The organism is Segetibacter sp. (genome assembly GCF_025963695.1).
Taxonomy (GTDB): domain Bacteria; phylum Bacteroidota; class Bacteroidia; order Chitinophagales; family Chitinophagaceae; genus Segetibacter.
The window spans coordinates 25823-39828 of record NZ_JAOQAH010000091.1 but is presented as its reverse complement, the minus strand read 5'-3'; the positions used below and the strand labels follow the sequence as shown (position 1 = coordinate 39828).

Annotated in this window: 14 protein-coding genes; 6 read left to right on the top strand and 8 right to left on the bottom strand. The window is 39.9% G+C overall.

Features of this window, described 5'->3' with window-relative positions; genetic code table 11:
- Positions 1 to 85 precede the first annotated feature (85 nt).
- The 6 genes from JWR87_RS16390 to JWR87_RS16365 all read right to left on the bottom strand — a co-directional run bounded on the left by JWR87_RS16390 (position 86) and on the right by JWR87_RS16365 (position 6712).
- Positions 86 to 1258, bottom strand: a complete 1173-nt coding sequence (locus JWR87_RS16390) for a class I SAM-dependent RNA methyltransferase (protein WP_297822125.1) — start codon at positions 1256 to 1258, stop codon at positions 86 to 88.
- Positions 1259 to 1309: 51 nt separating this feature from the next.
- The gene (gene miaA, locus JWR87_RS16385; protein WP_297822123.1) at positions 1310 to 2206 is read right to left on the bottom strand and encodes a tRNA (adenosine(37)-N6)-dimethylallyltransferase MiaA; all 897 of its coding nucleotides are present in this window, start codon (positions 2204 to 2206) and stop codon (positions 1310 to 1312) included.
- A gap of 69 nt (positions 2207 to 2275) precedes the next feature.
- The gene (locus JWR87_RS16380; RefSeq protein ID WP_297822121.1) at positions 2276 to 2866 is read right to left on the bottom strand and encodes a hypothetical protein; all 591 of its coding nucleotides are present in this window, start codon (positions 2864 to 2866) and stop codon (positions 2276 to 2278) included.
- 301 nt (positions 2867 to 3167) lie between these two features.
- Positions 3168 to 4586 carry an HD domain-containing protein gene (locus JWR87_RS16375; protein WP_297822119.1) on the bottom strand — a complete coding sequence of 473 codons (1419 nt, stop codon included), beginning with the start codon at positions 4584 to 4586 and terminating at the stop codon, positions 3168 to 3170.
- 404 nt (positions 4587 to 4990) lie between these two features.
- On the bottom strand, positions 4991 to 5560 hold the full coding sequence (locus tag JWR87_RS16370) for an L-threonylcarbamoyladenylate synthase (protein ID WP_297822117.1): 570 nt from the start codon (positions 5558 to 5560) through the stop codon (positions 4991 to 4993).
- Positions 5561 to 6712: a glycosyltransferase family 1 protein gene (locus tag JWR87_RS16365; RefSeq protein ID WP_297822115.1), complete on the bottom strand. Its 1152-nt coding sequence runs from the start codon at positions 6710 to 6712 to the stop codon at positions 5561 to 5563. It abuts the gene before it with no gap.
- Between the two features lie 185 nt (positions 6713 to 6897).
- Between JWR87_RS16365 and JWR87_RS16360 the strand changes: the two genes are divergently transcribed.
- The 3 genes from JWR87_RS16360 to JWR87_RS16350 all read left to right on the top strand — a co-directional run bounded on the left by JWR87_RS16360 (position 6898) and on the right by JWR87_RS16350 (position 9619).
- A complete protein-coding gene (locus tag JWR87_RS16360) occupies positions 6898 to 7509 on the top strand; it encodes a TlpA disulfide reductase family protein (RefSeq protein ID WP_297822112.1) in 612 nt (203 codons plus the stop codon).
- 232 nt (positions 7510 to 7741) lie between these two features.
- Positions 7742 to 8554, top strand: coding sequence for a 2,3,4,5-tetrahydropyridine-2,6-dicarboxylate N-succinyltransferase (locus JWR87_RS16355; protein ID WP_297822110.1), 813 nt, complete (start codon positions 7742 to 7744; stop codon positions 8552 to 8554).
- A 129-nt stretch (positions 8555 to 8683) separates the two neighbouring features.
- Positions 8684 to 9619: a DMT family transporter gene (locus JWR87_RS16350; protein ID WP_297822107.1), complete on the top strand. Its 936-nt coding sequence runs from the start codon at positions 8684 to 8686 to the stop codon at positions 9617 to 9619.
- A gap of 64 nt (positions 9620 to 9683) precedes the next feature.
- On the opposite strand, the gene JWR87_RS16345 is transcribed toward JWR87_RS16350, so the two are convergent.
- Positions 9684 to 10316, bottom strand: coding sequence for a thrombospondin type 3 repeat-containing protein (locus JWR87_RS16345; protein WP_297822104.1), 633 nt, complete (start codon positions 10314 to 10316; stop codon positions 9684 to 9686).
- A gap of 31 nt (positions 10317 to 10347) precedes the next feature.
- Positions 10348 to 10740 carry a septal ring lytic transglycosylase RlpA family protein gene (locus tag JWR87_RS16340; protein WP_297822102.1) on the bottom strand — a complete coding sequence of 131 codons (393 nt, stop codon included), beginning with the start codon at positions 10738 to 10740 and terminating at the stop codon, positions 10348 to 10350.
- Between the two features lie 39 nt (positions 10741 to 10779).
- On the opposite strand from JWR87_RS16340, the gene JWR87_RS16335 reads away from it, so the two are divergent.
- The 3 genes from JWR87_RS16335 to JWR87_RS16325 all read left to right on the top strand — a co-directional run bounded on the left by JWR87_RS16335 (position 10780) and on the right by JWR87_RS16325 (position 13962).
- Positions 10780 to 11514: a M15 family metallopeptidase gene (locus JWR87_RS16335; RefSeq protein WP_297822099.1), complete on the top strand. Its 735-nt coding sequence runs from the start codon at positions 10780 to 10782 to the stop codon at positions 11512 to 11514.
- 24 nt (positions 11515 to 11538) lie between these two features.
- Positions 11539 to 12264 carry an EcsC family protein gene (locus JWR87_RS16330; RefSeq protein ID WP_297822096.1) on the top strand — a complete coding sequence of 242 codons (726 nt, stop codon included), beginning with the start codon at positions 11539 to 11541 and terminating at the stop codon, positions 12262 to 12264.
- Positions 12265 to 12333: 69 nt separating this feature from the next.
- Positions 12334 to 13962: a carboxyl transferase domain-containing protein gene (locus JWR87_RS16325; protein WP_297822093.1), complete on the top strand. Its 1629-nt coding sequence runs from the start codon at positions 12334 to 12336 to the stop codon at positions 13960 to 13962.
- Positions 13963 to 14006: the final 44 nt, after the last annotated feature.

Genomic DNA, 14006 nt, shown 5'->3' with positions numbered 1-14006 from the left:
AGATGTGCCACACCTTAAAGGTGTGGCACATCTGTTTACTAAAAAACTCATAAGTTACCTGCAGATACAATACAGTAGCTATCTGTTACAAATCTGTCCTGCGCGTACCAGAATACAACTCATATTCCAGCAGCCTGCAGTCAATCTTGCTGGTATAAAATTCCAGTCTCCGCTTTGCCTTTAAGCCAATTTTTTTAGCCAGTTCCAGGTTGCCGGTAAAGATATAGCCTGTGTAACCCTTACACTTTTTTTTCAAAAAATCGCCAATTCTGGCGTAGGTTTCCTCTAACTCGGTCTCCACTCCCAGCCTTTCACCGTATTCGGGATTTAAAAAAACAACTCCACTCACCGATTCAGGAACCTCCGTCGCTTCAAAGTCACCTAACTGAAAGTTTATAAAATGCTCAACTCCTGCAGCAGCAGCGTTTATTTTAGAAATATTTATTGCATCAGCACTTATGTCAGAAGCTATAATTGTTAGCCCAGCCACTTCTTTGATTTGTGTAAACAGCAATTGTCGTTCATGATCGTACACACCTTTATCGTAGCCAATGATATGCATGAATGCATAGTTATCTCTAAATAATCCCGGCCTACGATTGGTTGCAATTAATGCCGCCTCGATAGCTATGGTGGAAGACCCACACATTGGGTTTATAAACGGAGAAACCCGGTCCCACTTTGTGGCCAGCAAAGTTGCCGCAGCAAGGGCTTCCAGCATTGGCGCTTTACCAGGTATTTTACGGTAACCGTGTTTTGCAAGCGTTTCTCCTGAAGTATCTATAAATAACTCAGCTAAGGCTTCGCGCCAAAAGAGGTGAATAACTGTTTTATCTAACTCAGGTCCTGAATTGGGTCGACTACCAGTCTTGTCTCTCATTCGATCTACGATAGCATCTTTAACTTTTACATTGGCGAACAGAGAAGTTCTGATACTAGGATGGTCCACATTACTTGTAACAGAAAAATATCCGTCTGAAGCAATTATTCTTTCCCACTCTATCGCCGACAATTCCTTATAAACATCATCCGGTCCGTTTGCTTCAAACTCCTTTAAAGAATACAATACCTGGCTTGCGCAACGTAATTGAAGGTTCAACTTAATACAATCGTTCAATGTTCCTTTCAATTCAACACCAGTGGAGAAAGTACGAACCGGAGTAAACCCGAGTTCCTCAACCTCCTGCTGCAGATAAGGAGATAGTCGTTTATTACAAGTGATAATAATTCTGCTGGAACTAGAAAAAAATTGAGTCATAAAATGCGCTTGGTAAATCTTAAGTAGAAAAGGGGATTTGGATGATAGGATTTAATTATAACCGGGTATTTGTTGTAAAATTAATTGGAGTAGCCTATTACTTCCGGAGGTCATCCATGTTATCTCCGGATCTTTTTTAAACCAGGTTAATTGCCGCTTTGCATACCGACGGGTATTTGTTTTTATGTTGGCAATAGCCTCTGGTAAAGTAACCTGTGCATCAAAAAAATCAAAAAGCTCCTTATAGCCTACTGTTTGCAAAGCATTTATATTTCGTTCTGATAACAGCCCAAACGCTTCCTCCACGAGCCCACATTGTACCATCAAATCAACCCTATTATTAATTTGTTGGTACAATTGCTCTCGCGGCATTTCAAGTCCGATTTTTACAATATTAAAGGGGCGGGTCTCTTTTGTACCTTGCCTGAATGTTGTTACTGACTTTCCGGATGATAATACAACCTCGAGGGCACGCATTAACCTTTGTGGATTTTCCCGCTCAGCTATCGCCCAAAACTCCGGGTCGTTTTCAGCAACCTGTTGCTGCAAATATTTAATACCTTTTTCTTCATACGCCCCCTGTATTTCCTTTCGCAAAGAAAAATCAACTGCAGGCATTTCATCCATTCCTTCGGTAAAAGCTTTTATATACAATCCGGTTCCACCGACCATTACTGCAACGCAATTCTTTTCGAAAATTTTCTCGGCGACCTGCAATGCATATTTTTCAAATATTCCGGCATTTACCTCTTGGTGAATACTGTGCGAATTGATGAAGTAGTGATGAACCGCAGTCAACTCCTGCAACGAAGGCTTTGCTACACCAATATTTAGTTCTTTAAAACACTGCCGGGAATCTGCTGAAATAATATCTGTTTGTAATTGGTGTGCCAATTGCAGAGCAATTGCCGTCTTACCAACTGCTGTTGGACCACAAATAATAACCATTGTATTTTGATGCAAAATGTAGAGGCAGTAGTTTAAACTATAAGAACAAGCGAAGGACGGCGATTAAAACTAATATTCTTCCTCGTGATTTGCGTCTTCTGCTTCATCTGTAAACGTTTCGTCTTCACTCTCTTCCGCTTCAGAAACGGAGTCGCTAACGCCTTCGCGTCCGAAACCTTCTGCGCCTGCACTTAAATCATACTTCTCTTCTATATCTACAAATTTATCGCCCAAAAGGCTCTTAGTTCCATACTGGGCAGGACCAATGCCTTCGGTACGGGCAGTGGAGGGATACGAAGTTTTAGGGGTTTCTTCTTTGCTTACGTTAATTAGCTCGACTAAAAACGTCCAGCCTTTTACAAAGTCATAAGTGTATATAAACTTTTGATTTGGATCTTTTATTTCTGAACCAATGGTCGTTTCTGACATAATTAAAGGTTCGGCTTTGTACTCTTTTTCATACTTCTGCAACGAAATTTCTCTACCGCGTTGCCAGCTATCGTTGCTTCGATAAAACGTCGCAGCATGTTTATTGTCGAACTCATAAGCTTTTAAAATAGCACTATGAAGGTCGGCAAATGTTTGAGTATGTTTTACAACGATATCACGATATACACTTTCATCATCTTCATAATAAGCTCTGAATTTTAAAACCGCCATTTTATTTGTCCTTTATTTTAATTGTTAAAGCTAACGGGTTAATGAAAATAAATAACCTTTCTCTTCAAATTATCTGTCTTACCTGGATGTCTGGCCCCGTACAAAATGAAATCAGAACCCGATTTCAGCAACAGCAACAAACTAAAAGTACCAGCTGATTTACTGATACAGTAAAAGTGTGCGACGCAACAATGCCAAATAGAACTTCTTTGCCGGATACAAAAAATACAATTGACACCCTGCTTCATTTTGTTGAAATGGTAAGTGCAAACTTCTTACCATACTGGCATCGGGTATTGAGTTATGTGACCGGAGATAAATCTAGTTCTTTACCTTTTTGCAGCATAAACTCAAAAGCTTCGTTATAATTGTTGGAAATAACGCCGTCTAAAATCGCTTCCCGAATAGCATCTTTAATTAATCCTACCTTTCGTCCGGGCGATAATCCAAAAGTTTCCATGATTAGCTCGCCGGTTATCGGGGGTTGCCAGTTGCGTACTTTATCCTGCTCCTCTACTGCTTCCATCCGCTTTTTTACAAGCTCGAAGTTGGTTAGGTACTGCCTTACTTTAAATTTATTTTTGCTTGTTATGTCTGCATTACAAAGTAGCATAAGTGCCTCGATGTCTTCACCTGCATCAAATAGTAGCCTGCGAATTGCACTGTCTGTTATATTTTCTTTGGTTAAGCTAATCGGCCTTAAATGCAGTTCAACAAGTTTTTGTACAAACCTCATCTTTTCATTTAATGGCAATTTTAGCTTGTTGAAGATTTTAGGCACCATTCGGGCACCTACCACTTCGTGACCATGAAAGGTCCAGCCGTGTCCTTCCTCAAATTTTTTGGTAGCTGGTTTTCCTATGTCGTGTAAAACCGCCGCCCACCGTAACCAAAGGTCGTTTGTGTGAATGCTAATATTATCTAAGACTTGTAAAGTATGGTAGAAGTTATCTTTGTGTCCCTTGCCATCGATATACTGGGCACCAGCAAGGTCAACCATTTGGGGGAAGATAATGCGCAACAACCCTGAAGTAAATAGAAGATGCCAGCCCAGAGAAGGCTTGCGGGAAGACATTATTTTGTTTAGCTCTTCAGTAATTCTTTCCTGCGAAACAATCCTGATTCTATCCTTATTATCTTTTATTGCCTGAAAGGTGTTATCTGCTATTTCAAACTGAAGTTGGGTGGAAAAACGAATTGCACGCAACATGCGCAGGGGATCATCACTAAAAGTTTGGATAGGCTCTAAGGGAGTTCGAATAATTTTCTTTTCAATGTCGGCAAGGCCGTTGAAAGGGTCTATGAGTGTTCCATAATCTTGCTTGTTGAGACTGATGGCAAGGGCATTAATAGTGAAGTCGCGACGATTTTGATCGTCTTCGATCGTTCCCGGCTCTACTGTAGGATTTCGGCTTTCTGACCTGTAACTTTCTTTACGCGCACCTACAAATTCAATCTCAAAATCGTCAACTTTGATCTGAGCAGTACCAAAATTTTTAAAGAAAGCAACTTGAGGCTTAGGCGAGAACCTTTCGGCAACCTTCTCAGCCAGCAATATTCCATCGCCAAGGCAAACAATATCTACGTCTTTGCCCGGCCGCCCGATGATTTTATCCCGTACAAAGCCGCCAATTATAAAGGCAGGCATTTGCAACTCCTCCGCTGCGTTGGATATTTTTTTAAAAACAAACAATTCTTTACCTGTGCAATCTATGTACATGATTGCCGCAAATATAATTGTTTATGTAAGTGGTAATTGGCTGAAGCGGAGGTTTTCAGTTTATTTGGAAACAGGCGGATGAATAAACACGCCGGCAGCACTTATTCGAACTCAAGTTCGTTGCTGAAATATTCCCAGCTAAAATATTTTTTGAACAGATAGTTTGCTGAGCTTTTTACTGAACCTGACACTTTTCTGTAAGAGTACTTATAGGGCCGGGTATGGAATTTTTTATTTTCGATACCGAGAGCATTTAGGAAGTCGTTTAGAACAGGGAGCTTTTCCTGGGGCACTGAAAGCGTAACTTGAGGCATGGCTTATTTGGTTTTGTTTGACTAGAACAATTTCTCTGCCATACCCCAACTCTCGGGCCGAAAATAAAAATATTGCAATTTTCAAACACTTTACTCCCTTATTATTAAACACTTCCCATTCTTCCATTTTACTATCGCTGATGCCGATAAAGAAAATTCCTCATTTTGCCGATATTTCACTACATAGCCAACCCCACTTTTAATATCGGGGGCAATACTGTTAAAGCTTTTAGGAGACGGTTGACCATGAAAATTGGCTGAAGTTGATACGAGAGGCTTCTTCAATCTTTTTACAAGATGTCGACAAAAATCTTCTTTAACCAACCTGATGGCAATGCTTCCGTCTTCGTTTAACACTTCGTCTGCCACGCCTAACCCGTACTCGTAAATAACTGTAGTAGGCTTAGATGTACTGGTTAAATAGTCAAACACTTCAAGATCGGGCGTAGCTGTGTATTGTAAAACATCTCTTTCAGAAGCAAGTAAAACAATTAATCCCTTATGCAACGGCTTGCCTTTCAATTGCATTAATTTCTCAACTGCTTCTTTGTTAGTAGCATCGCAGCCCAATCCCCAAATGGTATCTGTAGGATATAGTATAACTCCGCCGGCATCAAGAACTTTAAGTGCCTCTTCAATATCTTCTATAAAATCTGTCATTCAAAGGCGAAGGTAAACCTGCATTACTTGAGCAGCACATTTTTCAGCGGCAAAATTTTGTGCATGTTCCCAACCTTTTACCTTCATTTCTTCAGCTAAGTCTTTATCGCTTGTAATATGTAGCATTGCAGCTGCTATTTCATCTACAGAATAAGGGTCAATATAATAGGCTGCATTTCCTCCCGTCTCAGGAAGGCACGAGCTATTCGAAGTAATTACCGGGGTCCTACTCCACAGGGCCTCGAGAATCGGAATTCCGAAACCCTCGAAAAACGAGGGGTAAATAAGCGCTTGCGAAAGTTGGTAAATAGCAGGAAAATCTAACGAAGATTGAAACCCGAAAGAGGCTTTAGCAGCATTGGTTTCAGAAAGAAAGATAACGGTGCTCTCCAAATGGTGTCTTGAAACATATTCTTTCACTTCCTTTTTATAAGCACCTCCCTTCCCTATCACAACCAAAGGAATACTTGATTTTGCCTTCAACGTATGTATTGCCTTGCACACGTTTAAAAGGTTTTTCCTTTCTATAATAGCGCCAACGTATAGAAAGAAACGCTCGGGCAGATCATACAATTTCCTGATCCTGTTCTTTTCCTCCTCGGAAATAGTGGCCGCAAACGAAGGATTACAGCTCTGGTAACAAATACTAATCTTTTCCTCCGGTATTTTGTAAAAGTCAATAATATCGTTTTTTGTTTGCTTGCTGATAGCTATGATATGATCGGCATTATTGCACGCGTACATAAACTTGCGCCGATAAATTTGTACATCTATTTTATTGTATTGCTCGGGGCTTCGCTCAAAAATTAAGTCATGTATCGTTACTACAGACCGTATTCCGGTCTTTTGTATACCAACCGGAATCTCGTGGCTTAGTCCGTGATACAACTGCATACCTTCGTTAATCAGATCACGCTTCACCCAATTACTTCGCCATAAGAACTTAAGCCTTTTCGAAAAAAAACCTGTCGGAACAAGGTTTGAAACATTTTTCAGATTTTTAATATCGTATTGCGATGTGAGTTTTGGAGCACATAAAAAATAACGATTTTCAGGATAATAAGTAGCCAGAGATGAAATAAGAGACCGGCTATAATGACCCAGGCCTGTTGCGTTTTGGTAAGCCCTTTTAGCATCAAATGCTATTTTCATTCTTAGTATCCTTTTAGGTTTTTTACTTAACTGCGGAAATACTATTAAGCATTGTTGTGTCACTCACTTGTACTGCAATTCTAATTTCACCACTCAAATGCCCAACACCTTAATTGTCCCTTGCAAACTTATACGAAATTGAATGGTTGTATCAGATGTATTGTAGATGTATTATAATTGCAAAAATGAAAGGCTTTGTATTCATCTCCTTTTTAACGATTATTTCTTCGGTTTGCTTCTGTCAAAAGCAACACCGGCGTTACGATTCTCTTATCACAACTTATAACCACCTATACAATCAACCTTTCCCCCAACTCGAACTTGAAGACACCAGTGGCGCTCTTATAAAAACTTCTTCGCTGCTTGGCAAAACTGTTTATGTCGACTTTTGGTTTACCACTTGTCCTCCCTGCATAAAAGAAATTCCTTACTCAAAAGCATTGCAGCAATATTTTGAAAAGGACTCGAATATTGTCTTTTTAAGTATTTGTATAGAAAATATAGATAGAAAATCAGAATGGAAAAAAATGATAACGGAACAGGGCATGGGTGGCGTTCATTTATTTTACGCTCGCAACCGTCCTCAGAAAGTAAATCTTTTGCGAAAGTATGAGATCGCATTTCCCACCTATCTGTTATTAAATAAAGAAACGAAAGTTATTGGGTACAGTGCACCAAGACCATCAGAAACAGGCTGGGTTCATTTTGCAATTGAGCAGGCTGCCAAAAACAATTCTTTGGCAAATTCCTTCAAACTTTCGGTTAAAAATCCGGCCGTAATAGCTGCTTATAAATAGCTTTAAAAAGTGCTTCTTATCAAGATGACACACCAGGAGCTTAAGTAACGCGACGGTTTCCGCAAATATATCTTGTACTTAATTGCATTTCTTATAAGCCTTATACAATGCTTGCTTGTGTATTGCTATAATTCTCCCTCACATTTTTTATATCAACGTGTTGTTGCTTACGTTTATAATTCTTATTCCATTCTTTTTATCTAACCCTTTAATTTCGCAAAAAATTTATACTATGGAATTACAGTCATTGATACAGGAAGCCTTTGGCAAGAGGGAGCTTTTAAAACAGCCACAATATGAACAGGCCGTAAGAGAAGTAATTGAAGAAGTCGACAAAGGTCGCTTAAGAGTTGCAGCGCCTGGCGAAAACGGATGGGTAGTAAATGAATGGGTAAAGCAGGCCATATTGATGTACTTCGGTATTCAACAAATGGAGACTTACACTTTACCTCCGTTTGAATTTTATGATAAGATGAAGTTGAAAAGCAATTATAAAGAATTGGGAGTGCGCGCTGTTCCGCCTGCTGTTGCCAGGTATGGCGCTTTTCTGGCAAAAAATGTTGTTTTAATGCCGAGCTACGTAAACATAGGTGCTTTTGTAGATGAAGGGACTATGGTAGACACATGGGCCACGGTTGGAAGTTGCGCACAGATAGGTAAAAACGTTCATTTAAGTGGTGGTGTAGGTATAGGCGGTGTTCTGGAGCCTTTACAGGCAAGCCCGGTAATTGTAGAAGATGGTTGTTTTCTTGGTAGCCGATCTATTGTTGTCGAAGGTGTAATGCTTGAAAAAGAAGTAGTGCTGGGCGCCAACGTAGTACTAACGCAATCGACCAAAATAATTGATGTGAGTGGAAATGAGCCCGTGGAATATAAGGGTCGGGTACCGGCCAGAAGCGTAGTTATACCCGGCACTTACACTAAAAAGTTTCCTGCCGGCGAATACAATGTGAGCTGTGCGTTGATAATAGGTAAACGCAAACCAAGTACAGACTTAAAAACCAGTTTGAATGATGCGCTAAGAGATTTTAATGTAGCGGTATAAAAGCAATTACAGAAACGCTACGAAAGATCGTTTTGTGTAATATAAGTAAATCAATTACAGCCGTTCTACCTTGGATGTAAACTTTTAAAGCCCTGGTAATACAACAAGTTTTACCAGGGCTTCACTATTATGGATGAGCCAAAACTAAATAACAAGATAACATTAGCAGGTTTTGTAATAACCCTTTTCGGATCTATCTTATTTTCTACCAAAGCCATCATTGTAAAAACTGCCTTTAATTCGATACATATTGATGCGCTTACCCTACTTACTTTACGAATGGTGTTTTCTCTCCCTTTTTATCTAATTGCAGCTTTCCTCACAAGCAATAAAAAAGGGAACGTTAGGATGAGTGGAAGGCAGTGGGTGTATGTAATACTACTCGGGTTGTTTGGTTATTATCTTTCAAGCCTTTTCGATTTTATCGGCCTTCAGTACATCTCTGCAGGACTCGAAAGGTTAATCCTCTTTTTATATCCAACTTTTGCAGTCTTAATCAATGTCTACTTTTTTAAGCAGAAGATGTCAGGTACACAAAAAGCAGCTCTTTTACTCACCTATGTTGGAATTGCTATTGCTTATTACGGAGAACTAAATATTGACACTAGCAATCCTCATTTTTATTTAGGCAGCTTTCTTGTGTTTGTTTGTGCGGTTACGTATTCCATCTACATTGCCGGCAGCGGAAAAATTATACCATACATTGGCTCTACAAAATTCACAGCATTTGCTATGCTGGCTGCTACCGCAGGTATTTTTACTCATTTCTTACTTATAGGAAATATTCAAACCTTGCATTCAGGAGCAGGTCTCTGGTATTACGGTTTATTACTTGCTATTGTTGCTACAGTAATTCCCTCATTCTTCCTGTCTAATGGAATAAAAAGAATTGGCGCAAATAACGTAGCTATCATTTCCGCCATTGGCCCTGTCTCAACAATAATACAGGCTCATTATTTTTTAGGAGAGAGGATTTTTACCGAACAAATTATAGGAACTATTCTCGTAATTGCCGGCGTTCTTTTGACAAGTTTAAAAACCGTTCCTAAAAGTAATACTGAGTAATTACGGTTTGAAGGAAATTAGAAGGAATTGTAAATGAAGAAAGAGAAGCAAAAAAAGCCAAAGGTTATTTCTTTTTCTTCTTATCTAACGGTCGCGGAGGCGTGGTCTTTTTATTTTCAGGGCAGCCTTCATTTTTTATAGTCCCGGCAACATCAATACACTTATCGTCATCATCAATTATTCCGTCGCTATCCTTATCGCCCACCGGGCAACCGTCATACCTTGCAACACCTGGAGCACTTGGGCACTTATCGTCTTCATCATTTATTTTATCACCATCGCTATCAGGAGCAACACACCCTTTATATTTTGCCAACCCGGCAGTAGTTGGACAATTGTCTACATCATCAGCAATACCATCATTATCTGAGTCGGGTATAGGACAGCCATCATATTGTATTACCCCCTTTTTATCGGGACATTTGTCTAACGAATCCATTATCCCATCGCCATCTCTATCTTTTTTTATAATTGTATCAGCAACCGGCAAAAGAACGTTACAGAGAGGACTTTGAATTTTAAATGAAAGAAACTGAGAATTTCGAAAACCAGGATCGGCAGAAGCTACCGAAAGGTTACGGGTAAATGCCAAACTTAAATCGGGCAGCGGAATTTTAAATTGCGCAAATAAGTTTAAATGCACAAAGATCGAAAACAGGAACAAGCTATACTTGAGGTTTCCTGTTTTCGATCTCATAAATAATGAAATAAAATAAAGTTTTGAAAAGTTAATCGTCTGAGGGTAAAATAGCGGCAATTTCTTCCACCTTAACCTTTACCATCCCATCAAAGCCACCCAATAATCTTGCTGCTGCTTGCGTAAGGTCTACTACCCTTCCCATTTTTGCCATCCGGGGATGCATCCTGTCATTAATCCGAACTATAACTGATCTAAGATTTTCCAGATTTGTTACTTTAACCCAGGTGTTAATTTTGAAGTTGTTACTTGCTGCTGTTAGATTTGTGTGCTTAAATACTTCACCAGTGGCAGTTCTTAATCCCTGGAACCTTTTTGCGTAAATTGTTGCCACCCCATTAAGCTGCTTTCCGTCTTTCTTAGAACCTTCCTGAGCAATTCCGAAGATCGGAATAAGCATCATCATGAATAAGAGTTTTTTCAAATTGTGCAGTTTTAGTAGTTTCAAAAATAAAATACCAGTATGCGAATACGGCACGAAAATAGGGTAAACTTTCTTTTCCCCATCTTTTTTATTGCTTTAGCTTCTTCACAGTGCGCCTGTTCGCAAGCTTTTAAGACCTCTCGCAGTGCTACATTACCGCCTGTCATTAATAACGTTGCAACTTATAAAAATAGTACTTCAATTGATTCTTCAAAAACATTAATATTGCTTCAACCTTTTATTCCTCAGCTGATTATTGACTTAAAATATGCTTCAAAAAATAATTTCACAAAGCAAATTCTATATGCTGATGCTGCCGCATACGCGCGTCGGACAGCAGCCGTAGCACTAAAAAAAATTAATGAAGAACTTAACAAAACCGGCTTGGGATTAAAGATTTACGACGCTTATCGCCCCTACCAGGTGACAAAAAAGATGTGGAAAGTTGTACACGACGAACGCTATACAGCTAACCCTGCAAAGGGAAGTGGACATAATCGCGGAGCAGCAGTAGACGTGACTTTAGTCCAACTTGCAACAGGAGAAGAGCTTGAAATGCCTACAGCTTTTGATGATTTTTCTATAAAAGCGCGTCACGACTACAACAACCTCCCCAAAAAAATATTACATAACAGGACGGTTCTGAAAACAACAATGGAAAAATTTGGCTTTGTATCATTAAGCACCGAATGGTGGCATTATTCGCTTCCTGGTGCTGCAGATCGATTTGAGTTATTAGATCTTAGTTTTAAACAATTACAAGAATTGGAGTAGGCGTTACCTTTTAATAGATTAAAAATGAATGATTACGAAGTAAAAGCTTTTAGAGAAGTTTCCATCTGGCATAGAGCAATGTTGCGAAGCCCCGGTTATTTTAACCGCCTTTCAAAAAAGGTACAGGATAGAATTAATAAAATAATTCCGGAAAAGGTTCATAGCGCAATTACGACAGCAATTAAACAAATGTTCAGGGTAGTTTTGTTTGGATCAGAATGGACCACTGCAAATGCCCGAACGGAAGGAAGCCTTGAAGTACGGGAAGCGGTGGTACTTGAAAAAATAAAATTTTACAAACATACCGCAGCAGCCGAGGGCGGAATAACCGGCGCAGGAGGCATATTATTAGGGCTTGCCGACTTTCCTTTGTTATTGGGAATTAAGATAAAACTACTTTTTGAGATTGCTTCTGTTTATGGATTTGACACCGGTGACTACCGGGAAAGGCTATACCTATTGCATATTTTCCAACTGGCGTTTTGCAGTGATCAAAGAAGAAAAGAAATTTACCAGAAAATTCGTGATTGGGAAAACATCAGCCAGCAATTACCTGAAGACATACACGAATTCGACTGGCGAACTTTTCAACAAGAATACCGCGACTATATTGACTTAGCAAAAATGGCCCAGTTAGTTCCGATAATCGGAGCACCTGTTGGCGCAATTGTAAACTATCGACTAATTACAAAATTAGGAAAAACAGCTATGAATGCTTATAGGCTTCGTTTGCAAAAACGCCTTAAGTAAGTTATTGCGCTGTCCGTATAACTCCTAACAAAAAGTCGCTCACCTATCTTTGTCTTCAATACACTACTTATGAACCTGGAATTTAATAAGAATGAAGAGGCACTGAAGATGTCGGTAAGTATTAAAAACGAACGGTACGAAAAAATAAAAGCAGGCGGCGGAACAAAATCGATCGAGAAACAACACGAAAAAAATAAATTAACCGCCCGGGAAAGAATTGCTTACCTAACCGACGAAGAAAAGCCATTCATCGAAATTGGATCGTTTGCAGGTTTTGAAATGTACGAAGATCAAGGCGGGTGCCCTGCAGGGGGAACAGTAGCAGGACTTGGATATATCAGCGGCCGACAATGTGTAATCATCGCAAACGATCAAACGGTTAAGGCAGGCGCGTGGTTTCCCATCACCGGTAAGAAAAATTTAAGAATGCAGGAAATTGCAATGGAAAACAATCTTCCTGTTATTTACCTGGTAGATAGTGCTGGTGTTTTTCTTCCTATGCAGGATGAAATCTTCCCCGATAAAGAGCACTTCGGAAGGATCTTCAGAAACAATGCGCGAATGAGTGCAATGGGCATCACACAAATTGCGGCGGTAATGGGTGCATGTGTTGCTGGCGGCGCTTACCTACCAATTATGAGCGACGAAACTTTAATGGTTGAAGGGAATGGCAGCATCTATCTCGCAGGTCCCTACCTGGTGAAAGCAGCAGTCGGCGAAGAAGTCGATGCAGAAATATTGGGCGGCGCTGCTACCCACAACGAAATAAGCGGAATCGCTGATTATAAATTTCCTAACGAGCAGGAATGTCTCGACCATATAAAAAAGATTATCAGCAAGCTGGCTGCTCCAAAAACAGCTGGATTTAACAGAACAGAACCAACTCTGCCTAAAAAAGATCCAAAAGAAATGTATGGCATGTTTCCACAAGGAAATGTGAAGCCATACAACATGGTTGAAATAATTGAGCGAATTGTTGACCGCAGCGAATTTGAACAATTTAAGGAGCATTATGGCAAAACAATAGTTTGTGGCTACGCAAGAATTGATGGCTGGGCAGTAGGTATTGTGGCCAACCAGCGACTGGTGATAAAGAATAAAAAAGGTGAACTACAAATGGGTGGAGTAATTTATAATGACAGTGCTGACAAAGCAGCAAGGTTTATTATGAATTGTAACCAGAAGAAAATTCCCCTTGTTTTCCTTCACGATGTAACCGGGTTTATGGTTGGCAGCAGAAGCGAGCACTCGGGTATCATTAAGGACGGAGCTAAGATGGTAAACGCCGTTGCTAACTCGGTCGTACCCAAAATTTCCATTGTTATTGGCAATAGTTACGGTGCAGGTAATTATGCCATGTGTGGCAAAGCCTATGATCCCCGGTTTATTTATGCATGGCCAACAGCCAGGATTGCTGTAATGGGGGGAGAACAAGCAGCGAAAACAATGTTACAAATACAAGTCGCAGGATTGAAAGCCAAAGGCCAGGAAGTTACACCAGAGGCCGAACAAGAGTTATTAAGCAAATTAAAAGGTCAATACGAGAAGCAAACCAGCGCATACTACGCCGCTGCGCGGTTATGGGTGGATGAAATTATAGACCCATTAGACACCCGAAAGCTAATTTCAGAAGGAATTGCGGCAGCAAACAATCAACCTCATATTGCTGAGTTTAACATGGGACTACTGCAGGTATAGTTAAAACGAAGTGCGAAGTTTTCACACTATCATACTCATCTGTT

What these genes read in the sequence shown, in the direction of transcription:
- JWR87_RS16370 (WP_297822117.1), bottom strand. Translation starts at nt 5,560, where the DNA reads ATGACAGATTTTATAGAAGATATTGAAGAGGCACTTAAAGTTCTTGAT.
- JWR87_RS16360 (WP_297822112.1), top strand. Translation starts at nt 6,898, where the DNA reads ATGAAAGGCTTTGTATTCATCTCCTTTTTAACGATTATTTCTTCGGTT.
- JWR87_RS16350 (WP_297822107.1), top strand. Translation starts at nt 8,684, where the DNA reads ATGGATGAGCCAAAACTAAATAACAAGATAACATTAGCAGGTTTTGTA.
- JWR87_RS16375 (WP_297822119.1), bottom strand. Translation starts at nt 4,586, where the DNA reads ATGTACATAGATTGCACAGGTAAAGAATTGTTTGTTTTTAAAAAAATA.
- JWR87_RS16365 (WP_297822115.1), bottom strand. Translation starts at nt 6,712, where the DNA reads ATGAAAATAGCATTTGATGCTAAAAGGGCTTACCAAAACGCAACAGGC.
- miaA (WP_297822123.1), bottom strand. Translation starts at nt 2,206, where the DNA reads ATGGTTATTATTTGTGGTCCAACAGCAGTTGGTAAGACGGCAATTGCT.
- JWR87_RS16355 (WP_297822110.1), top strand. Translation starts at nt 7,742, where the DNA reads ATGGAATTACAGTCATTGATACAGGAAGCCTTTGGCAAGAGGGAGCTT.
- JWR87_RS16335 (WP_297822099.1), top strand. Translation starts at nt 10,780, where the DNA reads ATGCGAATACGGCACGAAAATAGGGTAAACTTTCTTTTCCCCATCTTT.
- JWR87_RS16330 (WP_297822096.1), top strand. Translation starts at nt 11,539, where the DNA reads ATGAATGATTACGAAGTAAAAGCTTTTAGAGAAGTTTCCATCTGGCAT.
- JWR87_RS16345 (WP_297822104.1), bottom strand. Translation starts at nt 10,316, where the DNA reads ATGAGATCGAAAACAGGAAACCTCAAGTATAGCTTGTTCCTGTTTTCG.
- JWR87_RS16390 (WP_297822125.1), bottom strand. Translation starts at nt 1,258, where the DNA reads ATGACTCAATTTTTTTCTAGTTCCAGCAGAATTATTATCACTTGTAAT.
- JWR87_RS16325 (WP_297822093.1), top strand. Translation starts at nt 12,334, where the DNA reads ATGAACCTGGAATTTAATAAGAATGAAGAGGCACTGAAGATGTCGGTA.
- JWR87_RS16380 (WP_297822121.1), bottom strand. Translation starts at nt 2,866, where the DNA reads ATGGCGGTTTTAAAATTCAGAGCTTATTATGAAGATGATGAAAGTGTA.